Here is a 23,474-nt window from a genome sequence, read left to right as displayed (position 1 = left end):
CGGTCGGCGGCTTTGATGCCCTCCGGGGTGTTGACGCGCCCAAGTGATCCGATGAATATTCGCTGTGTGCAGGAAGCGATCTTCGGGGAGGGCGGCGGAAACATGCGGCGCAACAGGCTGGGAAACAGCGCGGTCGAGGTCACCGAGCTGTCCTTCGGGGCGGCCGCCATCGGCAATCTCTTCAGCGCCGTGGAGCCGGCACAGGCCGCGGCCGCCGTCGACGCCGCCTGGGACGAAGGCGTCCGCCACTTCGACACCGCACCGCACTACGGGCTCGGTCTCAGCGAACGACGGCTCGGCGAGGCCCTGCGAGGCCGGCCCCGCGACGCGTACGCCCTCTCCACCAAAGTGGGCCGGGTGCTCGACCCGCTGCCCGACGGCGCCCTCGCGTCCGAGTCGCTCTCCGAGGGCTTCGCCGTCCGCGCCACGCACCGCAGGCGCTGGGACTTCAGCGCCGCCGGTGTGCGCCGCAGTATCGAGGACAGCCTGGAACGCCTCGGCCTCGACCGCATCGACATCGCCTACCTCCACGACCCCGACGACCATGCCGAAGCCGCGTTCGGCGAGGCCTATCCGGAACTGGAGAAGCTGCGGGCCGAAGGGGTGATCGGGGCCATCGGGGCCGGTATGAACCAGACGGCGATGCTCACCCGCTTCGTCGTCGAGACGGACGTCGACGTGGTGCTCTGCGCCGGCCGCTACACCCTCCTCGACCAGTCCGCCCTGAACGACCTGCTGCCCGCCGCCGCGGCGCGCGGCCGCAGTGTCGTCGTGGGCGGCGTCTTCAACTCCGGCCTCCTCGCCGACCCGCGACCCGGTGCCACGTACGACTACGCCGCCGCGCCGCTGAACCTCCTCGACCGGGCCCTGCGCCTCAAGGCCGTCACCGAGGGCCACGGCGTGCCACTGCGTGCCGCCGCCCTGCACTACCCGCTGGCTCACCCGGCGGTCGCCGGCGTGCTCGTCGGCACCCGTTCCCCCGACGAGGTGCGCGACGCCGCCGCCCTGCTCCGCCGGGAGATCCCCGACACCCTCTGGGACGACCTGCGCGCCGAGGGCCTGCTGACCGAGATCGGACACTGACATGCGCATCGCCCTGCACACCAAGGTCCGTGCGGACCGCATAGCCGAGTACGAGGCCGCCCACCGCGAGGTCCCGGCCGAACTGACCCGCGCGATCCGCGGGGCGGGAGCCACCTCCTGGACGATCTGGCGCAGCGGCACCGACCTGTTCCACGTCATCGAGTGCGACGACTACACCCGGCTCCTCGCCGAACTGGAACAGCTCCCCGTCAACGTCGCCTGGCAGGCCAGGATGGACGAACTCCTCGACGTCGCACACGACTACTCCTCGGACGGCGCCGAGGCCGGTCTCCCGGTCGCCTGGGAGCTCTGAGATGACCGGCCGCCCCCGGATCGTCGACGCCCACCACCACGTGTGGGACCTGTCGGTACGCGACCAGGACTGGATCACCGGCGAGGAACTCGCCCCTTTGCGCCGCGACTTCGGCCTCGCCGACCTGGAGCCGGAGGCCCGGGCCAACGGTGTGTGCGCGACCGTGCTCGTCCAGACCGTCACCGTCCCGGAGGAGACCCCCGAGTTCCTTGCGCTCGCCGACGGCAGTGATCTGGTCGCGGGCGTCGTGGGCTGGACCGATCTCACCGCCCCGGACATCGCCGACACCCTGGCCGCCCTGCGAGAGCTCCCGGGCGGCGACCGGCTCGTCTCCTTGCGCCACCAGGTCCAGGGCGAATCCGACCCCCGATGGCTGCTGCGCGCGGACGTACAGCGCGCACTGGCCGCCGTGGCCGACACCGGACTCGCCTACGACCTGGTGGTCCAGCCCCACCAGCTGCCCGCCGCCGTCCGGGCCGCCGAGCTGCTGCCCGGGCTCACCTTCGTCCTCGACCACGCGGGCAAACCGCCGATCGCCACGGGGCTGACGCACCCCTGGGCAGATGACCTGCGGGCGCTCGCCGCCCTCCCCAATACCGTGTGCAAACTCTCCGGGCTGGTCACCGAGGCGGACCCGCACGACTGGACCGTCAAGGACCTGCGCCCGTACACCGACACCATCCTCGACGCCTTCGGACCCGGTCGGCTGATGTTCGGCTCGGACTGGCCGGTGTGCCGGCTCGCGGCGACGTACACCGAGGTCGTCGAGACCGCAATCGTGCTCCTCGGCAGCCTCGCCGACGACGAGCGGGGCGCCGTCCTCGCCACCACCGCCGAGCGGGTGTACGGCCTCCGGTAGGCGCCGGGGCGGCGGCTGCGGCAGGCTGGGAACCATGCCGGAACTGCCCGAAGTCGAAGCCCTGCGGGCCTTCCTCGACGACCACCTGGTCGGCAGGGAGATCGACCGCGTCCTGCCCCTCGCCATCAGCGTCCTGAAGACGTACGACCCGCCGCTCACCGCCCTGCACGGCGGGACGGTCACCGCTGTGCGGCGGCACGGCAAGTTCCTCGACATCGCCGTCGGCCCGCTGCACCTGGTCACCCACCTCGCCCGGGCCGGCTGGCTCCGCTGGAAGGACAGCTTCCCCGCCACCCCGCCGCGCCCCGGAAAGGGCCCCCTGGCGCTGCGTACCGTCCTCACCGGCGGCGACGGCTTCGACCTGACCGAGGCAGGGACCACCAAACGCCTCGCCGTGTACCTGGTCCACGATCCGGCCGGGATCCCCGGGGTGGCGCGTCTGGGGCCCGACCCGCTCGACCCGTCCTTCGACCGTGACGCCCTTGCCTCGCTGCTCGCCGACGAAAGGCGCCAGATCAAGGGCGCCCTGCGCGACCAGTCGCTCATCGCGGGCATCGGCAACGCCTACAGTGACGAGATCCTGCACGTCGCGAAGATGTCGCCGTTCAAACTCACCGCGCGTCTCACCGACGACGAGATCACCCGGCTCCACACCGCCCTGCGCACCACGCTGAACGACGCCGTCGCCCGCTCCAGCGGGCTGGAGGCGGGACGGCTCAAGGCCGAGAAGAAGAGTGCGATGCGGGTTCACGGGCGCACGGGTGAGGCATGTCCGGTCTGCGGGGACACGATCCGTGAGGTGTCCTTCAGCGACTCCTCGCTCCAGTACTGCCCCACCTGTCAGACGGGCGGCAAGCCGCTGGCCGACCGCAGGCTCTCCAAACTGCTCAAGTAGGCGGGACCGAGGGCCCTCAGCGGGTGAGCCGCAGCCGCCGCCCCGCCGTCGTGCGCACCTCGAACCGGGCGATGGCCCCGGGCCGCAGGGCGGCGCCGCCGTTCAGCCGGAGTGGCGCCTCGCCCGGACCGGCCGACGACCAGGTGGCCACGGTCTCCTCGTCCCCGTCCCGCCCCACCGCGACCAGGGAGCACACCGCGCGCTCCGGCACTCCCGACACCTCCAGCCCGACATCGGCACCCCATTCGCGCGCCCCCGCCGTCACGACGGCCGTCATCCCGGAACCCCGGTCGGCGCCCGTCCACCGGTCGGATCCGCGCCCCCCGCCGGGCGCCGCGAAGGACACCCCGGCCGCGAGCACCACGGCCGCCGCCACCACTGCCAGCCGTCGGCGTCGCGTCCTGCGCCGCGCGGCCGCCACCACCTCCACGGCCCGCCGCACCAGCCCCGGACCCGCCCGCACCAGCGGGGCGACGCCCGGCGGTGTCAGCCGGGCGTACCGTCCCAGGGCGGCCGCGACCCCGCTGAGTTCCACCACCCCGCCCGCACACAGCGGACAACCCTCGAGATGCTCGTCGAATCGGAAGGTGTCGGCGGCGCCGAGCACGCCCAGGGCATAGGCCCCGACATCGCGACGGTGTTGCGGGTTGCACATGCCGTCCTGTACGGAAACAGCCCGTGAATCACTCAGCACACCCCCGTGCAACCCGTCGTTCAGGCCCTAAACTCCGGCCTCATGCTCCGCGTACTCGCCGTCGACGACGAAGAACCCGCTCTGGAGGAACTCCTGTACCTCCTGCGCGCCGATCCCCGGATCCGCAGCGCCGAGGGAGCCACCGGTGCCACCGAGGCGCTGCGGCGCATCGGTGGCGCCGTCGACGCAGGTCCCGACGACCCCGCCGCCATCGATGTCGTCTTCCTCGACATCCACATGGCGGGCCTCACCGGGCTCGATGTCGCCCAACTGCTGGCTGGGTTCGCCGCACCTCCGCTCATCGTCTTCGTCACCGCCCACGAGGGCTTCGCCGTGCACGCCTTCGACCTCAAAGCCGTCGACTACGTCCTCAAACCCGTGCGCCGCGAACGCCTCGCAGAAGCCGTGCGCCGCGCCGCCGAACAGGTCGGCGACCGCTCCGCACCCACCGCCGACACCGCACACGACCAGATCCCCGTCGAACTCGGCGGTGTCATCCGCTTCATCCCGATCGACGACATCGCGTACGCCGAGGCCCAGGGCGACTACGCCCGCCTGCACACCGCCACCGGCAGCCACCTGGTCCGCGTTCCCCTGACCACGCTGGAGGAGCGCTGGCGCGCCCGCGGATTCGTCCGCATACACCGCCGCCACCTCGTGGCACTCGGCCGGATCGACGAACTGCGCCTGGACGCCGGGAGCATGAGCGTGCGCATCGGCACCGCTTCGCTCGCCGTCAGCCGCCGCCACACCCGCGCGCTGCGCGATCTGCTGATGCGGCAGACCGGCCGCTGACCAGCGTCTACACGCGCCCGAACCCCTTCCCAGCGGGGTCGGGTGCTGCGTACACTCCGGCCCCATGTCCGCAGAGCCAACGCCCCGGCGTGAAGTGGTGACGGGGGAGCCCCGCCGGGTGCGTCCGCTGCCGCGCTACCGCACCCAGTCGGAGATCGACGAACAGACCGCGCTGGGCGGCGCCTACGTCCGCTCGCTGATGCGCAGCCAGCTGCGCGCCGGACTCACTGCCTTCACCGTCCTCGCGGTGGTCGTCGGCACCCTGCCCCTGGTCTTCGAGGCCCTGCACAGCTCCGCCGTCGTCTGGGCCGTCCTCGGGTTCGCCGCCTATCCGCCGCTGACGCTGCTCGCCTGGTGGTACGTGCGCCGGGCCGAGCGCAACGAGCACGACTTCGCCCGGCTCGTGGAAGGCCGCCCCGCACAGTGAGCCGCACGTACGCGGTGGCGGCCGTCGCCGCCGTCGTTCTCGCCACCGTCCTCGTCGGCGGCTTCGGGCTGCGCATCTCGCGCACCACCTCGGACTTCTACGTGGCCTCGCGGACCGTACGGCCCCGGCTGAACGCGGCCGCGATCAGTGGCGAGTACCTCTCCGCCGCCTCGTTCCTCGGCATCGCCGGTCTGGTGCTCGTCCACGGCCCCGACATGCTCTGGTACCCGGTCGGCTACACGGCCGGCTACCTGGTGCTGCTGGTCTTCGTCGCCGCTCCGCTGCGCCGCTCGGGCGCGTACACCCTGCCCGACTTCGCCGAGGGGCGGCTCGAATCCCGGCAGGTGCGCCGGCTCGTCAGCGTCCTCGTCGTCGGCGCCGGCTGGCTCTACCTCGTGCCGCAGCTCCAGGGTGCCGGACTCACCCTCAAGATCCTTACGGGGGCGCCCGGCTGGCTCGGCGACACCCTCGTCGCCTCCGTCGTCGTCCTCGCCGTCGCCGCGGGCGGGATGCGCTCCATCACCTTCGTCCAGGTCTTCCAGTACTGGCTGAAACTGACCGCGCTCCTCGTCCCGGCCATCTTCCTGGTACTCGCCTGGCAGGGTGACGGCCGGCCCCGCGTCACCTTCGACGAGCAGCTCTCCGTCTTCCGCGCCGACCATCCGCTGTACGCCACGTACGGACTCATCGTCGCCACCTTCCTCGGCACCATGGGCCTGCCCCACGTCGTCGTCCGCTTCTACACCAGCCCCAACGGCCGCGACGCCCGGCGGACCACGGTCGCCGTCCTCGCCCTGATCGGCGTCTTCTATCTGCTCCCGCCCGTCTACGGAGCACTCGGCAGGCTGTACGCACCCGAACTCATCCAGGGCGGCGACGCGGACGCCGCGGTGCTGCTGCTGCCCGGCCGGGTCATCGGCGGGCTCGGCGGCGACCTGCTCGGCGCGCTCATCGCCGGCGGCGCCTTCGCCGCGTTCCTGTCGACCGCCTCCGGACTGACGATGGCCGTCGCCGGTGTCATCACCCAGGACGTCCTGCCCTCGCGCGGTGTACGGCACTTCCGGCTGGCCACCGTCCTCGCCATCTCCGTCCCGCTCGCCGGGTCGCTGATCGTCAGCCGGGTACCGGTCGCCGACTCGGTGGGGATGGCGTTCGCCGTATCGGCGTCCTCCTTCTGCCCGCTGCTGGTCCTCGGCATCTGGTGGCGCCGGCTCACCCCGCCCGGAGCCGTGGCGGGACTCGTCCTGGGCGGCGGCTCCGCGCTGCTCTCCGTCGCCATCACCGTCAGCGGGGCGGTGCGCCCGCCCGGCTGGCCGCACGCCCTGCTCGCCTGGCCCGCCGTCTGGTCCGTGCCCGTCGGCTTCCTCGCCATGATCCTGGTCTCGCTCGCCACGCCGAGCCGGATACCCGCCGGCACCAACGCCGCGATGACCCGCTTCCACCTGCCCGAGGCACTCATCGCCGGGAGGCACCGGTGACCGGGGCCGGATACGCCGTCATCGTGCTCCTCGTCCTGCTGCTGTTCGGCGGCGGCCTGCTGACGGGCCGGCGCACCGCACGCCCCGTCCGCACCAGCGATGTCGGCACGCCCGTCGAGCACGCCACGTTCGAGACCCTGCACACCGCATCGCTCGCCGCGCCCCCGCTGCGCGCCGGACTGACCGAGGAGAGCGCCCGCAGATCGGCCCGCCGGCTCCGTTCGCTGCTCGGCACCGATGCCCTGTGCCTCACCGACCGCGACCGGGTCCTCGTGTGGGACGGCGAGGGCGACCACCACGGCCGCCACGTCCTGGAGCAGGTGCAGGGCGTCCTCGCCAGCGGCCGCGACACCGCCTTTCGCAGCGAGTGCGACGACCTGGACTGCCCGCTGCGCTGGGCCGTCGCGGTGCCGCTCACGGTGGACCACCGGGTCCTCGGCACACTGATCGCGTACGCCCCGCGCGAATCCGCGGTCCTGGCGAGAGCCGCGGGCGAGGTCGCACGCTGGGTCTGCGTACAACTGGAGCTGGCCGAGCTGGACCGCTCGCGGACCCAGCTCATCGAGGCCGAGATCAGGGCCCTGCGCGCGCAGATATCCCCGCACTTCATCTTCAACTCGCTGGCCGCCATCGCCTCGTTCGTCCGTACCGACCCCGAGCAGGCCCGTGAGCTCCTCCTGGAGTTCGCCGACTTCACCCGCTACTCGTTCCGCAGTCACGGCGACTTCACCACCCTCGCCGACGAGCTGCACTCGATCGACCAGTACCTGGCCCTCGTCCGGGCACGGTTCGGCGAACGACTCTCGGTCACGCTCCAGGTCGCCCCGGAGGTGCTGCCCGTCGCCCTGCCGTTCCTCTGCCTCCAGCCACTGGTCGAGAACGCCGTCAAACACGGACTCGAAGGGGCAGTCACCTCCAGCCGCATCACCATCAGCGCGCTGGACGCCGGCTCCGAGGCCGAGGTCGTCATCGAGGACGACGGCACCGGCATGGACCCGGAGCGCCTGCGCCACATCCTGCGTGGCGAGGGCGGAAAGTCCACCGGAATCGGCCTGCTCAACGTCGACGAACGGCTGCGCCAGGTGTACGGGGACGACTACGGGCTGGTCATCGAGACGGGCATCGGCGCCGGCATGCGCATCACCGTACGGCTGCCGAAGTACCGCGCCGGGGTCCACGGCTCCTGAAGAGGGTCCCGGCCCGGAACCCCGTACCACCCCTAATACAGGTGGATCGAGAGATGCCCCAGTGGCAGGCCCAGCTGCCAGGCGGGTGTCCACACCTGGGTGGCCGCCTCGTCCTCCTCCGGCTCACGAGGGCTGTCGGCCGGCTCCCACGGCGGCGGGCCGATCGCGTCCAGGTCGGCCGCCAGCAGCTCGGTCTCCTCCAGCCACCGCCAGGCCGCGCGGGCCAGAGCGAGGTCCGGGCCGGTGTCCCCCGCCGCCTCCAGCGCGTCGAGCCGCTCGCACACCCATCGGCGCCACGGCGTCCCGTACGCCGTCAGCAGCCGCAACTCGTCCACCCGGGTGGCGGGCAGTTCCTCGGCCACCGCACCGTCGGAGAGGAAGACGGTGAGGGCGAGCGCGTCACGGCCCGCCCGGTACTCCAGCGTCGCGGGCTCCATCAGCTCGCCGGTCCGCAGCAGTTCGTCGGCGATGTACTCCGCGTACATCCAGGCCATCGGAATCAGCAGCCCACCGCCACTGGATCCGTCTTGACGTTCCGGACGCATCCGGTCTCGCCCCATTCCGTTCTCGGCACGGCCCCACACGCAGCATTGAACCGGGGGAGCGCGCCCCGCGTGGCCAGAAGGGCAGGATCCGTCGTGCCCGATCCGTCACAGACATGAGGTTGCGATGACCGCCGACCCAGGGGAGGGACCGCACATGCGGCAGTTGCTCGGCGCCTACGTCCTGGACGCGCTCCCGGACGCGCAGGCGCGCGCCGTCGCCCGTCACCTGCTGAGTTGCGACCGCTGCGCCGCGGACTACGCGGCGGTCGCGGAGGCGGCGGCCCTGCTGCCGCTGCTGAGCGAGGAGGACCTGTGGGAGTAGCCGGGCAGGTTACGGGAGAGCAGGCGCAGCGCGTAGTACGAACGGGACTTCACCGTGCCGGCGGGTATTCCGAGGACCTCCGCGGTCTCGCCCACGCTCAGCCCCCGGAAGTAGATCTGGACGAGCACCGCCCGGTGTTCCGGACTGAGGGTGCGGACCGCCTCCCGCACATCGAGCGCGGCGACCGCGGACTCCGCGGTGTCCTCCCGGCCCGGGGCGCTCTCCAGCACCGCGTCGCTGACCTCGGCCGGCCGGGCCAGCCGCGACCTGCGGGCGTCGATCGCCAGCCGGCGCCCGACCGTGAACAGCCAGGGCCGCATCGACTCGTACGGGCCGTCGAACGCCTCGGGGTGCTGCCACGCGCGCACCAACGTCTCCTGGAGAAGATCCTCGGCCCGCTGCCGGTCGCCGAACGTCAGACCCAGCAGGAAGTGGAACAGGGCGGGTCCGTGTTCACGCTGCAGATCCGCGAGTGCCCGCTCATCGGTCGTCGTCGTGGTCATGGTGAACGCCCTTCCCCGCGGAGGTCCCTGCCGCCTCGCTGCTGACTGGCGTATACGAACGCATTCGCGCCACGGGGAACAGGACATACGCGGCTCCGTGCGACGAGCGGTCGCACGGAGCGGCGAATGGTGCGGTGAACGGTCGGGCGGCGGTGTGCGGGGCCGGGGAGGGCAACGCCGGAGAGTGGCTCTACGGGACCACGGTGACGGGCCAGCGGCCGGCCTTCACCAGGCGTACGGCCACCGAGCCGATGAACCGGTGCCCCGCCGACTCGGACGCGCCCACCACGACGGCGTCCGCCTTGAGCTCGTCCGCCGCCGTCACCAGCCCGTTGTACGGATCACCTCGGAAGGTGTGGAACTCCCAGCGCACATCCCATATGTCCTTCATTCGCTCCGTCGACGCGCGGATCTCGCTCACCAGCCCCTCCGCGACGTCCGCGGTCGCGTCGCCGACCGGCGCACCGAGCGCGGCACCCGCCGTGAGGACGGGCTGGACGTAGACGAGGGCGAGCATGGCCCGTTGCCGACGGGCGAGACCTGCGGCGTACGCGGCGGCGCGCATGGAGGAGTCGGAACCGTCGATGCCCGCGACGATCACTTTCGGGCCGTCTGTGCCACGTTCGAACTGGTGAGGCTGCTGGTCTGTCACGGCAGTGAGGCTATCGGCTCGCTCGGCCGGCCCCGGCCCGGGCTCCCGAGTGCCCCGGCGCGCTGCTGCTGCTTGCGCGGGCGCGCTCCCTCCAATGGGTGCAAAACCCTCCCCGAACGGTGTCGTTGAGAAGGGAGACAGAGCGGATGTGCGAGCAGTTGGTCATGAAGAACGATCAGATGCCGCCGATGCGCAGAACGCTGCTGAGGCTGGCTGCCGGGCTGGGCGCCGCTACTGCCGTCCGCCTGGTCGCGGCGGACTCCGCCGGTACCCCGTCCCGGCGGCCCGTGCCGCCGGCGGCCACCGCGGCCGGTCCGGAGCCGGCCGCCCTGCGGACCAGGCCGCTCGCCTACCGCCTTGAACCCATGACCGCGGACCATCCGCCCCGATACCGCCCGGCGGCGCCACCGGTCCGCACCCGGCCCTTCGAGGAACTGCCCGAGATCGGCCGGGCCATGGTCCTGAGCTTCGACGACGGCCCCGATCCGCTCTACACACCGCCCATCCTGGACACCCTGCACAAGCACGACGTACGGGCCATGTTCTTCGTGTGCGGGGAGATGGCCCACGACAACGAGGACCTGGTGCGCCGGATCGCCGACGAGGGGCACACCGTCGGCAACCACTCGTGGACCCACCCGCTGGTCACCGGCCTCTCCCGGGCCGGTGTCACCGACGAGCTGGGCCGTACCAGCGACGTGATCGAGAAGATCACCGGCGAACCGCCGCTCTGGTACCGGGCCCCCTACGGGGCCTGGAACCGCAACTCGTTCGAGATCGGGGCCGCGCTCGGCATGGAGCCGATGGCCTGGACGGTGGACACCCTGGACTGGACCGTGCCGGGGACCGACAGCATCGTCCGCCGGGTCAGGGAGGGTGCGGCACCCGGAGTCGTGGTGCTCTCGCACGACGCCGGTGGCAACCGGTCGCAGAGCGTGGCCGCGCTGCGCCGCTATCTACCGGAGCTGCTGGACGACGGGTACCGGATCACGGTGCCGCGGCGACGCTGAGGCGGGCCGAGGAGGCTGCCGGGACCGGCCCCGGCAGCAACCGTCAGCGGGTTTCGACCAGGCGGGCGAAGGCCACCACGTTGCCGTCGTAGCCACGGGCCTTCGTGTATCCGCCGCCGCAGGTGATGATGCGCAACTCCGCCTGCCCCGTGTCGCCGTACACCCGGGCGCCGGGGAAGTCGTCCTTGGCGAACACCTCGACGCCGTAGACCTGGAACACCGCGACCTTGTCGTCGCTGCGGGTGACCTCGACGCGGTTGCCCTTCTTCAGCGAGCCCAGCCCGTAGAAGACGGCGGGGCCGGCCTGGTTGTCGACGTGACCGACGATCACGGAGGTGCCGATCTGCCCCGGGGCGATGCCGTTCTGGTACCAGCCGGCCAGGTTGGGATCCTGCGGGGGCGGAGTCTCGATCCAGCCGTTCGCGTCGAGGTTCACATCGACGACCGGTGCGTCGACCCCGATCGAGGGGATGGCGACGCGTGCGACGGGCGCGTACGCGAGCGGCTTCACGGCCGGTCCGGCCACCGGGGCCCCTGGGACGACCTTCTGGTGGTCCACCGAGGTGGCGGCGACCGGCTGCGGCGGCCCGGGTGAGAGGTCCGCGCCGTTGCGCATGAGCGCGAGACCGGTGAGCATCGCCAGCGCGAGTGCGCCCCACGGCGAGTGTCTGATCCGTTCGGGGCGCCAGTTGTCCCGTCCCATGGTTCTCCCTTCGTCGCGACGAGGGGAACGCTAGGCGTGGGGCGGCCGAGCGGCATGCAGAGAAGTGCGAACGGGTGGCGGCGGTTCGGCGGGGCACACATCGGAGTAGTAGCCGGACAAAAATCCTGACGGTCTGTGACCTGCGAGTCCATCAGGTGCACCCGTACTCGCACGGCGTGTCGGATCACCGGGGTGGAGCAGTCCCGAAATGCGGTGGATCAAGGTTTTGGTGAGGGTTCGTCATGGGAGGCGTACTCGTCGATCCATCCCGGCGCACAGAGCCCCGGGGCGCTTCCCGCTGGAGGTTCGAACGATGCGTGCTACACGCGCTCTCGTTGTCGCCGCGACCGCCGTCGCCGCTCTCGGGCTCGGTACCCCGATGGCAACCGCCGGTGGAGACGTCGGGAACGGCCAGAACAACGGCAACAGCCAGAACGACTGGAACGACCCGGGTGACTGGGACAACTGGAACGGGAACGGCAACGGCAACGGGAACGGGAACGGGAACGGGAACGGGAACGGGAACGGGAACGGCAACGGGAACGGGAACGGGAACGGGAACGGCAACGGGAACGGCAACGGCAACGGCAACGGCAACGGGAACGGGAACGGGAACGGGAACGGCCGCAACAACGGCCCGAACAACGTGACCGTCGACCCCGAGCGTGTGCACCAGGGTGCGGCCATGCAGGTCAGCGCCGAGGGCTGCGGCCGGGGCGGCAGCGTCTCGTCCAACGCGTTCCGGACCACACGCCTTTCGGCGGGCCGGGTCGGCCACGCCAGGGTCCGGATCTTCAACGACGCGACGCCCGGCTCCTACAACCTGACGGTGCGCTGTGACGGCACCGACCGGACGGCGGGCCACCGCTTCACCGTGCTCAACAGCCGCGGCGCGCAGGGCGGCTTCGGCGGTTCCATGGCCGCGACCCCGACGGAGATGGGCGTCGGAGCGGGCCTGGTCGCCTCGGCGGCCCTCGGCGGAGGCATGTACATCATGCGCCGCCGGAGGATGAGCCATGGGGCGATCTGACCGTAAGGACGCACCCAGCGGCCCGATAACCGAAGTCGCCCCGAGTCCTCTTGGAGGACCCGGGGCGACTTCCGTTCTGCCGCGTGAGCCGGTCAGTGAGAGCGGCTCTCCTTGCGCCGCCGCACCACGTAGACGGTGCCTGCGGCGGCCGCCACGGCCAGCGCGGTGCCGGCCACGATCTCGCCGGAGTTCATGCTGTCGATGCTGCCGCCGAGACCGCCCTGCACCCCGGCCGGGGAGGCCGTGGACACCGCGGAGGCCGTCGAGCTGGTGGTGGGCGTGCTCGTGGCGGCGCTGATCGTGAGGTTCACCTTCGCCGTGGAGCTCGGCGAGGTGTTGCAGGTGAACGTCACCTCGTAGACGGCGCCCGGTTTCGCGTCCCAGTCGACCGTAGCCCTGCCGGTGCCGTCCTTGGGGATGGTGACGGTGTCGAACACCCCCGACGACGCCGTGGCCGTGGTGGAGCACCCCTTGGCGGCCAGGGTGACCTGGCCGCCGGGCGCGATCACCGACGGCGTCACGGTGTATCCGCTCCCGCTGTTGGACGGACCGCCCGTGGTAGCGGCATACGCGGTCACGGCCGGGGCGGTCAGGGCGAGTGCTGCGGCGCCGAGCAGAGCGACGGGGGTGACACGTATTGCGCGCATGGTGAATCCTCCGGGTCCCCGAGGAGCAGCTGCGGAACGGATTTCCACAAAGCGTCAGAAATGCACCTCGATGCCGGCAACGCTAGAAGTGGTGCATTTCGCTCGCGATCGGGGTCCGGCGAATGGGGCACCGGTGTCCCCCGAGCGGCGCACCGCCCGGGGAACGGGGTCTTCTATCCCCCCGTCGCACCCGGGAACAGATCCAGGAACGGCGCAGCGGTGGCCGAGATTCCCCGGCCGAAGGGGGAGTCGAAATCCCAGATCAGGAAGAGGAGGAAGGCGATCAGCACACTGAAGAGGCCGGCCAGCAGGAGCTCGCGGAAGGTGCGGCGGATCTGCAGGGTGAAGATCAGTCCCACCGTCACCAGCGCCCCCGTGATCAGCCCGAACCAGACGACCCCCGGCATCGTGGCGCCGGCGCTCTGCCCCCGGGCGTTGCGGGCGTCGTCGGCCGCGGCGACCTGGTCGACCAGCGGCTGATACGCCTGGCCCTCGTGGTCCGTCTTCGGCCGGTACCCGGTGACGTCGGCGCGCACCCGGTCGAGGAGCTCGGTGCCCCGGTCGCCGAGGGTGCCGTGCTTGCTCATGGTTCGCCACTCGTCGTGCACGACGTAGCTGACATAGGCATCGACGTCGGCACGGATCCGGGTGCGGACCTCGGCCGGGTAGACGGACGAGCGGGCGCTGACCTCGTGCAGCGCCTGGGCCTCCTGGCGTACGTATTCCTGGGCGGCGCCCCGCCCCTCCCAGACGCCGGCGATGGCGAGACCCAGCACGATCGCGTAGACCACGCCGATCATCATCGTCATGTACTCGATGACGTCAGGGGTTTCGGAAGGGTCGTCGTCCTCCGGGAGCCGGCGGTTGTTGAGGACGGCGATGGTCAGCACGACGGTGCTGGCCGCGGCCATGGCGAGGGTGAGAACCAGCCATTCCGACATGAATGCCTCCGGAGGTCATCGGGAACGGGGCCGCAGCACGGCGACGGCGAACACTGCGGGGGCTGTGATCATCAAGGTGAGCGTGACCAGGGAGGTATGGCGTTGTGGTGCCTTCCGCACGGGTCTGCGGTACGAGGGGAGCGCCACGGGCGCGGGAGGCGCGGGGCGCGCGGACGGGGACGGGGACGGTGTGGGTGACGGCGACGGAGTGGGTGTCGGCGGGGGAGGGGGCGGCGCCGGTGCGGGCGGTGGCGGAGAAGGCGGCGGGGGAGGGGGCGGCGGAGGGGGTGGAGGGGGTGGAGGCGGCGGAGGAGGAGGGGGTGGCGGGGGAGGGGGCGTTGGCGGAGGGGGTTTCGGTTTCGGGGTCGGCGGGGGAGAGGGCTCGGGTTCCGGCCCTGCGTGACAGGTGCCGTCGCCACTGACGGCCACCGCCCAGTTGCCCTCACCGTCACCGATCGAGGCATACGCGCAGCTGTCGGCCGCCGCGGGCGTCGGGGCGGTCAACAGCCAGGTGAGAGCGACCGCTGCGGTGAGTCGGCCGATGAGTGATCCGTACACGACGGGGAGCATGTTCCGGGCCGCGGTCAGGCACGCCGGAGATCCACTGGATTCGCCTGATGGAGGGGATCTGGCGCACTTGGTGTTTGCGGTTCCGGAAGAATCTGCGTACGCATTGAACAAAGAACGGCCCGGCGCCCGTATCCAGGGTCACGAACGGCGCGAACTCGCGTCGCAACTGGCACAAGTACCACGGGAGTTGACATGAACACCTGGCGGAACGCCTCGCTCGCGGTGACCGCGGTGACCCTGTTGGCGCTGACGGCGGCGTGCGGGCAGGACAAGGGCACCGAGTCGCCCAACGGCCAGAACGTGGGCAACGCGAGTCCGGCCGGCCAGGCCGCCGACAGCTACGGATCGGACAGCTACGGGTCGGACAGCGGTGACGGTTCCGGTGCGGCGGCTGAGACCGTCTCGGCGAAGCAGGCCGGTCAGCTCGCGGTGTGGGACAGCAAGAAGCTCGGCAAAGTCGTGACGGACAGCGAAGGATTCACGCTCTACCGATTCGACAAGGACACCGCGAGTCCGCCCAAGTCGAATTGTGAAGGCGACTGCGCGAAAGTGTGGCCGCCGGTGCCCGCGGGCAATGTCACCGCTGCGGCCGGGACCGATGCCGCTCTGATCGGGAAGGTCACCCGGGCCGACGGCACGCAGCAACTCACACTGGCCGGTTGGCCCATGTACCGGTACGCCAAGGACGCCGCGCCGGGCGACGCCCAGGGGCAGGGAGTGGGGGGAACCTGGTTCGCCGCCGCGCCCGACGGCAAGAAGGCGGCAGTGAACGCCGACGGCCCTTCCGGTAGCCGCCCGGCCGACCTCGCGGGACTCTCGGTGCGCAAGGATCCGAAACTCGGCGATATCGTCGTGGACAAGCGTGGCATGACGGTCTACCGGTTCAACAAGGATGTCGCATGGCCGATGAAGTCGGCCTGCACCGGCGCATGTCTCTCGAAGTGGCCGGTTGTCGCTCCCGTCGAGAAGAATGACGTGAACGGTGTCACCACGAAGGGTTTTGTCACTTTCGACCGGCCCGACGGACTCAAGCAGCAGGCCGTCGACTGCTGGCCCATCTACACCTTCTCCGGGGACGTCAAACCCGGCGACACCAACGGTCAGGGCGTCGGGGGTACCTGGTACGCGGTCTCGCCCCAGGCGAAGTTGGTCGGTGCGTCGAAGTAGTTCCCGCGCGGTCTTCCCGTGCCGCCCCGTCGCCGAATGTCACAGGCAGCGACGGGGCGGTTGCACATGCCACGGGTGTGTGACCAATAACGGACCGCTAATTTCCGTTTCCGCTCGCTCTCCTGGCGGTGGGTCAGTAGCCTCTGGTCAATACTGACCATGAACATGGCCGGTTCACCGAGGCGACTTGTTGGAGACATCGATGGAGCGTCCCGCCTGGGCACCGCAAGGCATTGACATTTCGGTGCCGAGCGTGTCCCGAATGTACGACTTCTATCTGGGCGGCTCGCACAATTTCGAGGTGGACCGGGAAGCGGCCCGCAAGGCCATGGAGTTCATGCCGGGACTTCCCAAGATCATGCAGGCGAACCGCGCCTTTATGCGCCGCGCCGTGCGGTTCGCGCTGGACGAGGGCATCACGCAGTTCCTGGACATCGGCTCCGGGATACCGACCTTCGGAAACGTGCACGAGGTCGCCCAGACGATCGATCCGCAGGCCAAAGTGGCTTACGTCGACCACGACCCGGTAGCGGTCGCCCACAGTCAGGCCGTGCTCGAAGGCAACGACGGCGCGGTGATCGCCACCGCGGACCTGCGCCGGCCAGAGGGGATCCGCGACCACCCTGACGTCTCCGGGCTCCTCGACTTCGACCGTCCGGTGGCGCTGCTGCTCGTCGCCGTACTCCACTTCATCGAGGACGCCGACGACCCGCACACGGCGGTCGCCGCCCTGCGTGACCTCCTGGCGCCCGGCAGCCTCCTTGTCGTCACTCACGCCTCGTACGAAGGGGTGCCGGTGACGAAGGAGGAGGCCGTAGGCGCGGTGGGCGTGTACAAGGACATCCGCAACCCGCTGGTGATGCGTTCCCGGGACGAGGTCGGCCGGTTCTTCGACGGCTACGAGATGGTGGAGCCCGGCCTGGTGGCGATGCCGCACTGGCGTCCCGAGGCCCCTGTCAAGCAGGAGAACGAAGACCCGTACGCCTTTTCGGGCTTCGCTGGAGTGGGACGCAAGGCGTGAGCATTCCCGCCCAGGCGTCCGGAGCCCCGGACGCGGAGCCGGACGGCCCCGAGGACCGGCTCCGGAGATTCGCCACGATCTGGAGCCGGGCGATCTTCCCGTCCACGGCCACTTCCATGACCCGGCCGGAGTTCGAGCAGCACCTGCTCCCGCTGGCCCGGACGCTCAACGACATACTGCATGCCCGCCCGTTCGACCCGGCACCAGCAAGCGGCGTGGGCACCGCCCTCGTCGCGGCGCACTGCACGGACCCGGACGCCCTCAGCTCCACCCTCGGCGTCGTCGACTCGTACCTGGTGCTCTACTGCGGAACCAACGGACCGGTCGCACTGTCGACCGAGGACAGCCGGTCCCGCTGCGCACGGATCCAGCACGCGGTCGCGGGGGGCTTCTCCCAGGCACTGCGCGAGCGGACCCTCGCCGAGCAGGAGGCGATCGCCCGCTCGGCGCTCTCCGCCCGCTCCCACGCCGAACAGGCGCTGCACGCGACGGAGGCCCGTTTCCGGGCCGTCTTCAAGGACGCGGCCATCGGCATCGGCATCGCCGACCTGGACGGCAACCTGCTGGAGATCAACGACACCCTCACCCGGATGTTCGGCGGTCTCGAGAACCACGTCCTGAGCCACCGACTCAACGAGTGGGTCCACCCCGAGGACACTCCGCAGGTCTGGAAGTACTACAACGAGCTGGTGCGCGGCGACCGCGAGCACTACCGGGTCGAGAAGCCGTACTACCGCAACGACGGCACCGTCCTGTGGACCAATCTGACGGTGTCGCTGCTGCGCGACTCCGAGGGCCGGCCGGAGTATCAGCTGGCCCTGATGGAGGACACCACCGAACGGCGGCTGCTCAATCTGCGGCTGCGGTACGAGGCCACGCACGACGCGCTCACCGGGCTGCCGAACCGGACGCTCTTCTTCGAGCGTCTCGAAAAGGCGCTCGCGGCAGGTGACGGAAGCCGGTTCGGCCTCTGCTATCTGGACCTGGACGGCTTCAAGGCGATCAACGACAGTCTGGGCCACGCGTCGGGCGACCGGCTGCTGGTCGAGGTCGCGGACCGGTTGCAGAGCTGTGCGACCGCACCCGGTGAGATGGTGGCGCGGCTCGGCGGCGACGAGTTCGTGGCGCTCACCACGGGACCCGACACGGCGGAGGAGGTCGACGAGCTCGCGTGCCGGATCCTCGGTGTGCTCGCCGCGCCGATCCGCCTCGACGGGCGTGAGCTGACCGTCCGCGGGTCCATCGGGGTCGTCGAGGGCCCGGCCGGTGAACGCAGCGCCGCGGAGGTGCTGCGGAGCGCGGACATCACGATGTACCGGGCGAAGTCGGCGGGCGGCAACCGCTTCGAGTTCGCCGACGCCGAGGCGGACGCCCGCGCGATCACCCGGCACGGGCTGACCACGGCGCTGCCGGCCGCATTGGAGCGCGGCGAGTTCTTCATCGAGTACCAGCCCCTGGTGCACCTGGACGACGGCTCGGTGCACGGCGCGGAAGCACTGGTGCGCTGGTGCCACCCCCAGCACGGTGTGCTGGGGCCCGACCGGTTCATCGCACTCGCCGAACACACCGGGCTCATCGTGCCGCTCGGCCGCTGGGTGCTGGAGGAGTCGGTGAGGCAGGCCAACTTCTGGCAGGAGCGGCACACCGACGGCGGTCCCTTGCGGATCAACGTCAACCTCTCGCCGGCTCAGCTGCACCACCCGCGGCTGGTCGCGGAGACGGTCGACGTCCTGGAGCGCTCGGGGCTCGAAGCAGGGGCGCTGTGCCTGGAGGTCACCGAGTCCGCGCTCATCGGGGCGGACGAGGACCTCTTGAAGCCGCTGCGGCAACTGGCCGAGATGGGCGTCGACATAGCGCTCGACGACTTCGGCACGGGGTACTCCAACCTGGCGAACCTGCGTCGGTTGCCGGTGAGTGTGCTGAAGCTGGACCGTTCCTTCACCCAGGGGATGCAGCACCACCCGGCCGACCCGGTGGATCTGAAGATCGTCGAGGGGATCGTCTCGCTCGCGCACAGTCTGGACCTGGCCGTGACGGTGGAGGGTGTGGAGACGGGGGCCCAGGCGGAGCAGCTGCGGCAGCTGGGCTGCGACACGGCTCAGGGCTGGTACTACGCGCGCCCCGGTGCACCGGACCGCATCCACTCCCTGCTGTTGGCCGACGCGGTGTGAGCCGGGCGGACGCTGCGTCCTCAAGCCCGTCCCGCACCCGGGGACGGGCTTGAGGGCGGGGCGGTGGCCGGACTGTTCCGCCGGCTGGCCAGGAGCACCCGTTGCAGCTCGCGTGCCGCCCGCGGCGGGGCCACGTCGCTGCGGTGCGCCAGCGCGATCGTGCGGCGCAGGCCCGGCCGCGCCAGCGGTGTCGTCCGCAGGTCATGACCGGCCCGGGTGGCGACCATGCTCGGCACGACCGCGATACCCAGGCCTGCCCGGACGAAGCCGAGTACGGCGTCCATCTCGCCGCCCTCCACGGTGAACGACGGCTCGAATCCCTCGGCGCGGCAGGCGGCGACCGTCAGCTCCCGCAGGTCGTAGCCGTGCCGGAACATCACCAGCGACTCGCCCTGAAGATCCGCGATCCGGACCGTGCCGCCCCGGCCGGGGCGCGGGCCGTCGGCCGACGAGACCACCACCAGATCCTCCTGGAGCAGCTCGACCGTGGTCAGCGCCGGTGAGGCCGCGGGCAGCGGAAGCACCACCAGCGCCAGATCGAGAGCTCCGCGCGCCAGTTCGCGTACGAGGTCGTGCGAACCGCCTTCCTCCAGCAGCAGCTGGATCCCCGGGTGCAGGTCGTGGAAGGTGCGCAGCACGTCCGGCAGCAGGCCCGTGCAGACGCTGGGCGTCGCGCCAAGCCTGACCCGGCCCCGGCGCAGCTGGGCCAGCTCCTGGACCTCGTGACGTGCGGTGTCGGCGTCGGCCAGGATGCGCCGGGCGAGCGGCAGCAGGGCCTCGCCCGCGTCCGTCAGCGTGATGTTCCCCCGGGCCCGGCTGAACAGCTCGGCCCCCAGCTCGTTCTCCAGGGCTCGGATCTGCTGGGAGAGTGAGGGCTGCGAGACGTGCACCTCCTCTGCGGCGCGGGTGAAGTGCCGGGCCTCGGCCACCGCCACGAAGTACGCGAGCTGCTGGAATTGCATACACTCACCCTAGGGCCGTCGATAGTCTCTGCCTATGGATATCAGATGTTCCATGTCTTGGACTGATCGGGCCTCTCGGCTCTAGCGTCGTGTCCATGGCATTGGCAACGCGGGCGGGCCGACGGCCGTCCATGACGCGCACGCTCTGGGACTCGTCCGTCGGCAAGAAGACGATCATGGCCGTGAGCGGCTTGATCATGCTCCTCTACTTGGTCGTCCACATGCTCGGCAACCTGAAGATCTTCTTCGGTTCCGACGAGTTCAACGGCTATGCGCACTGGCTGCGGGTGATGGGTGAGCCGTGCCTGCACCACGAGTGGGCGCTGTGGATCGTCCGTGTGGTCCTCGTCGCGGCGGTGGTGCTGCACGCGGTGTCCGCGTACCAGCTCAGCCGTCGAGACCTCCGGGCCCGGCCCAGCAAGTACGTGCACAAGAGGGCGCGTGCGAGCTATGCCACTCGCACCATGCGCTACGGCGGCATCATCATGGCGCTGTTCATCGTCTGGCACATCCTGGACCTGACGACCGGCACCGTGCACGCGGGCGGATTCCAGTCCGGGCACCCCTACCAGAACGTCGTCGACACCTTCTCCACCTGGTACGGCAACGTCATCTACATCGTCGCCATGCTCGCCATGGGGATGCACGTCCAGCACGGGTTCTGGAGCGCGGCGCAGACCCTCGGCGCGGGCCGCGCGACCCGCGACCGCGTCCTGAAGACCCTCGCCAACGTCCTCGCCCTGGTGCTGACCGTGGGCTTCGTCTCCGTACCCGTCGCCGTCATGACCGGAGTGGTGAGCTGACATGAACGACTACACGGACTACGCGACCGGCGCACCGGTCGCCGATACCAAGGCCCCCGGGGGCCCCGTCGCCGAGCGCTGGGACACCCGCCGTTTCGAGGCCAAGCTGGTGAACCCCGCCAACCGCCGCAAACACACCGTCATCGTCGTCGGCACCGGGCTGGCCGGAGGCTCGGCGGGCGCGACGCTCGCCGAACAGGGCTACCACGTCGTCCAGTTCTGCTTCCAGGACTCGCCCCGCCGGGCCCACTCGGTCGCGGCCCAAGGCGGCATCAACGCGGCGAAGAACTACCGCAACGACGGCGACTCGGTCCACCGGCTCTTCTACGACACCGTGAAGGGCGGCGACTTCCGCGCCCGGGAGTCCAACGTCCACCGCCTGGCGCAGATCTCCGTCGAGATCATCGACCAGTGCGTGGCCCAGGGAGTCCCCTTCGCCCGCGAGTACGGCGGCCTTCTCGACAACCGATCCTTCGGCGGCGTCCAGGTCTCCCGCACCTTCTACGCCCGCGGCCAGACGGGCCAGCAACTGCTCCTCGGCGCCTACCAGGCGCTGTCCCGGCAGATCGCCGCGGGCAACGTCGAGCTGCACCCCCGCACCGAGATGCTCGACCTGATCGTCGTCGACGGCAAGGCCCGCGGAATCGTCGCCCGCGACCTGGTCACCGGGAAGACAGACACGTACTTCGCCGACGCCGTCGTCCTGGCCAGCGGCGGTTACGGCAACGTCTTCTACCTGTCGACCAACGCCATGAACTCCAACGCCACCGCCATCTGGCGAGCCCACCGGCGCGGCGCGTACTTCGCCAACCCCTGCTTCACCCAGATCCACCCCACCTGCATTCCGCGCACGGGCGACCACCAGTCCAAGCTGACGCTGATGAGCGAGTCGCTCCGCAACGACGGCCGCATCTGGGTGCCGAAGGCCAAGGGCGACACCCGCCCGGCGAACGAGATCCCCGAGGACGAGCGCGACTACTACCTGGAGCGCATCTACCCGGCCTACGGCAACCTCGTGCCCCGTGACATCGCCTCCCGCGCCGCGAAGAACGTCTGCGACGAGGGGCGCGGGGTCGGGCCCGGGGGCCAGGGCGTCTACCTGGACTTCGCCGAGGCCATGGAGCGGATGGGACGCGCCAAGGTCGAGGAGAAGTACGGCAACCTCTTCGACATGTACGCACAGATCACCGCGGAGAACCCGTACGAGACCCCGATGCGGATCTACCCGGCCGTGCACTACACGATGGGCGGCCTCTGGGTCGACTACGACCTCCAGACCACGATCCCGGGCCTGTTCGCGATCGGCGAGGCCAACTTCTCCGACCACGGGGCCAACCGGCTCGGTGCCTCGGCGCTGATGCAGGGCCTCGCCGACGGCTACTTCGTCCTGCCGTCGACGATCAACGACTACCTGGCCCGTAATCCGCACCACGACGAGGTCGACGCCTCGCACCCCGCCGTGGAGGAGGCCGTCGCCGAGACCGAGGACCGGCTCAACCTGCTGCTGGCGGTCGACGGCGACCGCACCCCCGACTCCTTCCACCGGGAGATCGGTGAACTCATGTGGGAGTACTGCGGGATGGCCCGCACCGAGGAAGGGCTGCGCAAGGCCCTCGACCGGATCCCACAGATCCGCCAGGAGTTCTGGCGCCGCATCAAGGTCCCGGGCACCGGCGACGAGTTCAACCAGTCGCTGGAGAAGGCCAACCGCATCGTCGACTACCTGGAGCTCGCCGAGCTCATGTGCCTCGACGCCCTGCACCGGGCGGAGTCCTGCGGAGGCCACTTCCGCGAGGAGTCGCAGACCGCGGACGGTGAAGCCGCACGCCGGGACGAGGAGTTCTCGTACGCGGCGGCCTGGGAGTTCGCCGCCACCGGTGAAGCACCCGTCCTGCACAAGGAAGACCTCGTCTTCGAGTACGTCCACCCCACTCAGCGGAGCTACGCATGAAGCTCACCCTGCGCGTCTGGCGCCAGAAGAACGCGGACGCCCCCGGCGCCATGTCCACCTACGACGTGGACGGCATCTCGCAGGACATGTCTTTCCTGGAGATGCTCGACACCCTCAACGAGGAGCTCATCCTCGCCGGCGACGACCCCGTCGCCTTCGACCACGACTGCCGAGAGGGCATCTGCGGCGCGTGCAGTCTCGTCATCAACGGCGACGCCCACGGTCCTGAGCGTACGACGACCTGTCAGCTCCACATGCGCTCGTTCCGGGACGGCGACACGATCGACATCGAGCCGTGGCGCGCCTCGGCCTTCCCGGTGGTCAAGGACCTGGTCGTGGACCGTTCGTCGTTCGACCGGATCATCCAGGCAGGCGGCTACATCTCCGCCCCGACGGGAACGGCACCGGACGCGCACGCGACGCCCGTGCCGAAGCCGGACGCGGACTTCGCCTTCGAACACGCCGAGTGCATCGGCTGCGGCGCCTGCGTCGCGGCCTGCCCCAACGGTTCGGCGATGCTGTTCACCTCGGCGAAGGTCAACCATCTCAACGTCCTGCCCCAGGGCGCTCCCGAGCGTGAGACCCGCGTCCTGGACATGGTGGATCAGATGGACAGCGAGGGCTTCGGCGGCTGCACGCTCACCGGCGAGTGCGCAACGGCCTGCCCGAAGGGCATCCCGCTGCCGTCGATCTCCGCGATGAACAAGGAGTGGCTGCGCGCGACCCGCAAGGTGCACCGCTGAGG

Annotated in this window: 25 protein-coding genes; 17 read left to right on the top strand and 8 right to left on the bottom strand. The window is 70.6% G+C overall.

All coding sequences use genetic code 11. From position 1 onward, the window contains the following. Positions 1-102 precede the first annotated feature (102 nt). From OG538_RS02265 to OG538_RS02250, 4 genes are read left to right on the top strand one after another with little or no spacing between them, the layout of a single operon-like run. The gene (locus OG538_RS02265; RefSeq protein ID WP_406099953.1) at positions 103-1,083 is read left to right on the top strand and encodes an aldo/keto reductase; all 981 of its coding nucleotides are present in this window, start codon (positions 103-105) and stop codon (positions 1,081-1,083) included. A gap of 1 nt (position 1,084) precedes the next feature. Further along, positions 1,085-1,396: an L-rhamnose mutarotase gene (locus OG538_RS02260; RefSeq protein WP_406089592.1), complete on the top strand. Its 312-nt coding sequence runs from the start codon at positions 1,085-1,087 to the stop codon at positions 1,394-1,396. A 1-nt stretch (position 1,397) separates the two neighbouring features. Next, positions 1,398-2,255, top strand: a complete 858-nt coding sequence (locus OG538_RS02255; RefSeq protein WP_406089590.1) for an amidohydrolase family protein — start codon at positions 1,398-1,400, stop codon at positions 2,253-2,255. Between the two features lie 34 nt (positions 2,256-2,289). Further along, positions 2,290-3,150, top strand: coding sequence for an Fpg/Nei family DNA glycosylase (locus tag OG538_RS02250; protein ID WP_406089588.1), 861 nt, complete (start codon positions 2,290-2,292; stop codon positions 3,148-3,150). Between the two features lie 16 nt (positions 3,151-3,166). Here the strand turns inward: OG538_RS02250 and OG538_RS02245 are convergent, their stop codons facing one another. Then, positions 3,167-3,805, bottom strand: coding sequence for a zf-HC2 domain-containing protein (locus OG538_RS02245; RefSeq protein ID WP_406089586.1), 639 nt, complete (start codon positions 3,803-3,805; stop codon positions 3,167-3,169). 81 nt (positions 3,806-3,886) lie between these two features. Here OG538_RS02245 and OG538_RS02240 point away from each other — a divergent pair, with 81 nt between their 5' ends. The 4 genes from OG538_RS02240 to OG538_RS02225 all read left to right on the top strand — a co-directional run bounded on the left by OG538_RS02240 (position 3,887) and on the right by OG538_RS02225 (position 7,731). After that, complete coding sequence (locus tag OG538_RS02240) at positions 3,887-4,639, top strand: LytR/AlgR family response regulator transcription factor (RefSeq protein WP_406089584.1); 753 nt, start codon at positions 3,887-3,889, stop codon at positions 4,637-4,639. Positions 4,640-4,703: 64 nt separating this feature from the next. Further along, on the top strand, positions 4,704-5,066 hold the full coding sequence (locus tag OG538_RS02235; protein WP_406089582.1) for a hypothetical protein: 363 nt from the start codon (positions 4,704-4,706) through the stop codon (positions 5,064-5,066). After that, positions 5,063-6,544, top strand: a complete 1,482-nt coding sequence (locus OG538_RS02230) for a cation acetate symporter (protein ID WP_406089580.1) — start codon at positions 5,063-5,065, stop codon at positions 6,542-6,544. The genes OG538_RS02235 and OG538_RS02230 overlap by 4 nt, the downstream gene beginning before the upstream one ends. Further along, a complete protein-coding gene (locus OG538_RS02225) occupies positions 6,541-7,731 on the top strand; it encodes a sensor histidine kinase (protein WP_406089579.1) in 1,191 nt (396 codons plus the stop codon). Before OG538_RS02230 ends, OG538_RS02225 begins: the two co-directional genes overlap by 4 nt. A gap of 32 nt (positions 7,732-7,763) precedes the next feature. On the opposite strand, the gene OG538_RS02220 is transcribed toward OG538_RS02225, so the two are convergent. Beyond that, positions 7,764-8,276 carry a hypothetical protein gene (locus tag OG538_RS02220; RefSeq protein WP_406089577.1) on the bottom strand — a complete coding sequence of 171 codons (513 nt, stop codon included), beginning with the start codon at positions 8,274-8,276 and terminating at the stop codon, positions 7,764-7,766. Positions 8,277-8,400: 124 nt separating this feature from the next. Between OG538_RS02220 and OG538_RS02215 the strand changes: the two genes are divergently transcribed. Further along, positions 8,401-8,598, top strand: a complete 198-nt coding sequence (locus OG538_RS02215; protein WP_406089575.1) for a zf-HC2 domain-containing protein — start codon at positions 8,401-8,403, stop codon at positions 8,596-8,598. Here OG538_RS02215 and OG538_RS02210 read toward each other — a convergent pair. Next, entirely contained in the window at positions 8,532-9,101 is a 570-nt protein-coding gene (locus OG538_RS02210) for a sigma-70 family RNA polymerase sigma factor (protein ID WP_406089573.1), read from the bottom strand. The genes OG538_RS02215 and OG538_RS02210 overlap by 67 nt on opposite strands. 190 nt (positions 9,102-9,291) lie before the next feature. Then, on the bottom strand, positions 9,292-9,753 hold the full coding sequence (locus OG538_RS02205; RefSeq protein ID WP_406089571.1) for a universal stress protein: 462 nt from the start codon (positions 9,751-9,753) through the stop codon (positions 9,292-9,294). Between the two features lie 164 nt (positions 9,754-9,917). Between OG538_RS02205 and OG538_RS02200 the strand changes: the two genes are divergently transcribed. After that, on the top strand, positions 9,918-10,763 hold the full coding sequence (locus tag OG538_RS02200) for a polysaccharide deacetylase family protein (protein WP_406089569.1): 846 nt from the start codon (positions 9,918-9,920) through the stop codon (positions 10,761-10,763). A gap of 43 nt (positions 10,764-10,806) precedes the next feature. Here OG538_RS02200 and OG538_RS02195 read toward each other — a convergent pair whose 3' ends face one another. Beyond that, complete coding sequence (locus OG538_RS02195; RefSeq protein WP_406089567.1) at positions 10,807-11,466, bottom strand: class F sortase; 660 nt, start codon at positions 11,464-11,466, stop codon at positions 10,807-10,809. A 313-nt stretch (positions 11,467-11,779) separates the two neighbouring features. Between OG538_RS02195 and OG538_RS02190 the strand changes: the two genes are divergently transcribed. Further along, positions 11,780-12,496, top strand: a complete 717-nt coding sequence (locus tag OG538_RS02190; RefSeq protein WP_406089565.1) for a hypothetical protein — start codon at positions 11,780-11,782, stop codon at positions 12,494-12,496. Positions 12,497-12,588: 92 nt separating this feature from the next. Here OG538_RS02190 and OG538_RS02185 read toward each other — a convergent pair whose 3' ends face one another. Both OG538_RS02185 and OG538_RS02180 read right to left on the bottom strand, forming a co-directional pair. Continuing rightward, positions 12,589-13,143: a hypothetical protein gene (locus tag OG538_RS02185; RefSeq protein ID WP_406089563.1), complete on the bottom strand. Its 555-nt coding sequence runs from the start codon at positions 13,141-13,143 to the stop codon at positions 12,589-12,591. A 173-nt stretch (positions 13,144-13,316) separates the two neighbouring features. Next, entirely contained in the window at positions 13,317-14,084 is a 768-nt protein-coding gene (locus OG538_RS02180) for a hypothetical protein (RefSeq protein WP_406089561.1), read from the bottom strand. Positions 14,085-14,846: 762 nt separating this feature from the next. On the opposite strand from OG538_RS02180, the gene OG538_RS02175 reads away from it, so the two are divergent. The 3 genes from OG538_RS02175 (at position 14,847) to OG538_RS02165 (ending at position 19,013) form a co-directional block, all read left to right on the top strand. Beyond that, a complete protein-coding gene (locus tag OG538_RS02175; protein ID WP_406089559.1) occupies positions 14,847-15,821 on the top strand; it encodes an SCO0930 family lipoprotein in 975 nt (324 codons plus the stop codon). A 202-nt stretch (positions 15,822-16,023) separates the two neighbouring features. Then, positions 16,024-16,842 (top strand): SAM-dependent methyltransferase, encoded by an 819-nt coding sequence (locus OG538_RS02170; RefSeq protein ID WP_406089557.1) that lies wholly within the window; start codon positions 16,024-16,026, stop codon positions 16,840-16,842. After that, positions 16,839-19,013 (top strand): putative bifunctional diguanylate cyclase/phosphodiesterase, encoded by a 2,175-nt coding sequence (locus OG538_RS02165; protein WP_406089555.1) that lies wholly within the window; start codon positions 16,839-16,841, stop codon positions 19,011-19,013. The genes OG538_RS02170 and OG538_RS02165 overlap by 4 nt, the downstream gene beginning before the upstream one ends. Before the next feature lie 20 nt (positions 19,014-19,033). On the opposite strand, the gene OG538_RS02160 is transcribed toward OG538_RS02165, so the two are convergent. After that, complete coding sequence (locus OG538_RS02160; protein ID WP_406089553.1) at positions 19,034-19,975, bottom strand: LysR family transcriptional regulator; 942 nt, start codon at positions 19,973-19,975, stop codon at positions 19,034-19,036. Positions 19,976-20,070: 95 nt separating this feature from the next. Here OG538_RS02160 and OG538_RS02155 point away from each other — a divergent pair, with 95 nt between their 5' ends. The 3 genes from OG538_RS02155 to OG538_RS02145 are packed head-to-tail and all read left to right on the top strand — an operon-like array spanning position 20,071 to position 23,472. Next, on the top strand, positions 20,071-20,778 hold the full coding sequence (locus OG538_RS02155) for a succinate dehydrogenase (protein ID WP_406089551.1): 708 nt from the start codon (positions 20,071-20,073) through the stop codon (positions 20,776-20,778). A 1-nt stretch (position 20,779) separates the two neighbouring features. After that, the gene (locus OG538_RS02150; protein WP_406089550.1) at positions 20,780-22,729 is read left to right on the top strand and encodes a fumarate reductase/succinate dehydrogenase flavoprotein subunit; all 1,950 of its coding nucleotides are present in this window, start codon (positions 20,780-20,782) and stop codon (positions 22,727-22,729) included. Further along, on the top strand, positions 22,726-23,472 hold the full coding sequence (locus tag OG538_RS02145; protein ID WP_406089548.1) for a succinate dehydrogenase/fumarate reductase iron-sulfur subunit: 747 nt from the start codon (positions 22,726-22,728) through the stop codon (positions 23,470-23,472). Before OG538_RS02150 ends, OG538_RS02145 begins: the two co-directional genes overlap by 4 nt. The last annotated feature ends 2 nt before the right edge of the window (positions 23,473-23,474 follow it).

The organism is Streptomyces sp. NBC_01013, from assembly GCF_045162765.1.
Taxonomy (GTDB): Bacteria; Actinomycetota; Actinomycetes; order Streptomycetales; family Streptomycetaceae; genus Streptomyces.
The sequence above is the reverse complement of the archived record's forward strand: the minus strand, read 5'-3'. Positions and strand labels throughout refer to the sequence as shown.

Excerpts from the sequence above, each read along its gene's own strand:
- OG538_RS02175 (WP_406089559.1), top strand. The coding sequence starts at position 14,847 with ATGAACACCTGGCGGAACGCCTCGCTCGCGGTGACCGCGGTGACCCTG.
- OG538_RS02195 (WP_406089567.1), bottom strand. The coding sequence starts at position 11,466 with ATGGGACGGGACAACTGGCGCCCCGAACGGATCAGACACTCGCCGTGG.
- OG538_RS02240 (WP_406089584.1), top strand. The coding sequence starts at position 3,887 with ATGCTCCGCGTACTCGCCGTCGACGACGAAGAACCCGCTCTGGAGGAA.
- OG538_RS02185 (WP_406089563.1), bottom strand. The coding sequence starts at position 13,143 with ATGCGCGCAATACGTGTCACCCCCGTCGCTCTGCTCGGCGCCGCAGCA.
- OG538_RS02170 (WP_406089557.1), top strand. The coding sequence starts at position 16,024 with ATGGAGCGTCCCGCCTGGGCACCGCAAGGCATTGACATTTCGGTGCCG.
- OG538_RS02145 (WP_406089548.1), top strand. The coding sequence starts at position 22,726 with ATGAAGCTCACCCTGCGCGTCTGGCGCCAGAAGAACGCGGACGCCCCC.
- OG538_RS02265 (WP_406099953.1), top strand. The coding sequence starts at position 103 with ATGCGGCGCAACAGGCTGGGAAACAGCGCGGTCGAGGTCACCGAGCTG.
- OG538_RS02160 (WP_406089553.1), bottom strand. The coding sequence starts at position 19,975 with ATGCAATTCCAGCAGCTCGCGTACTTCGTGGCGGTGGCCGAGGCCCGG.
- OG538_RS02250 (WP_406089588.1), top strand. The coding sequence starts at position 2,290 with ATGCCGGAACTGCCCGAAGTCGAAGCCCTGCGGGCCTTCCTCGACGAC.
- OG538_RS02260 (WP_406089592.1), top strand. The coding sequence starts at position 1,085 with ATGCGCATCGCCCTGCACACCAAGGTCCGTGCGGACCGCATAGCCGAG.
- OG538_RS02210 (WP_406089573.1), bottom strand. The coding sequence starts at position 9,101 with ATGACCACGACGACGACCGATGAGCGGGCACTCGCGGATCTGCAGCGT.
- OG538_RS02150 (WP_406089550.1), top strand. The coding sequence starts at position 20,780 with ATGAACGACTACACGGACTACGCGACCGGCGCACCGGTCGCCGATACC.
- OG538_RS02200 (WP_406089569.1), top strand. The coding sequence starts at position 9,918 with ATGAAGAACGATCAGATGCCGCCGATGCGCAGAACGCTGCTGAGGCTG.
- OG538_RS02245 (WP_406089586.1), bottom strand. The coding sequence starts at position 3,805 with ATGTGCAACCCGCAACACCGTCGCGATGTCGGGGCCTATGCCCTGGGC.
- OG538_RS02215 (WP_406089575.1), top strand. The coding sequence starts at position 8,401 with ATGACCGCCGACCCAGGGGAGGGACCGCACATGCGGCAGTTGCTCGGC.
- OG538_RS02180 (WP_406089561.1), bottom strand. The coding sequence starts at position 14,084 with ATGTCGGAATGGCTGGTTCTCACCCTCGCCATGGCCGCGGCCAGCACC.
- OG538_RS02190 (WP_406089565.1), top strand. The coding sequence starts at position 11,780 with ATGCGTGCTACACGCGCTCTCGTTGTCGCCGCGACCGCCGTCGCCGCT.
- OG538_RS02255 (WP_406089590.1), top strand. The coding sequence starts at position 1,398 with ATGACCGGCCGCCCCCGGATCGTCGACGCCCACCACCACGTGTGGGAC.
- OG538_RS02220 (WP_406089577.1), bottom strand. The coding sequence starts at position 8,276 with ATGCGTCCGGAACGTCAAGACGGATCCAGTGGCGGTGGGCTGCTGATT.
- OG538_RS02155 (WP_406089551.1), top strand. The coding sequence starts at position 20,071 with ATGGCATTGGCAACGCGGGCGGGCCGACGGCCGTCCATGACGCGCACG.
- OG538_RS02235 (WP_406089582.1), top strand. The coding sequence starts at position 4,704 with ATGTCCGCAGAGCCAACGCCCCGGCGTGAAGTGGTGACGGGGGAGCCC.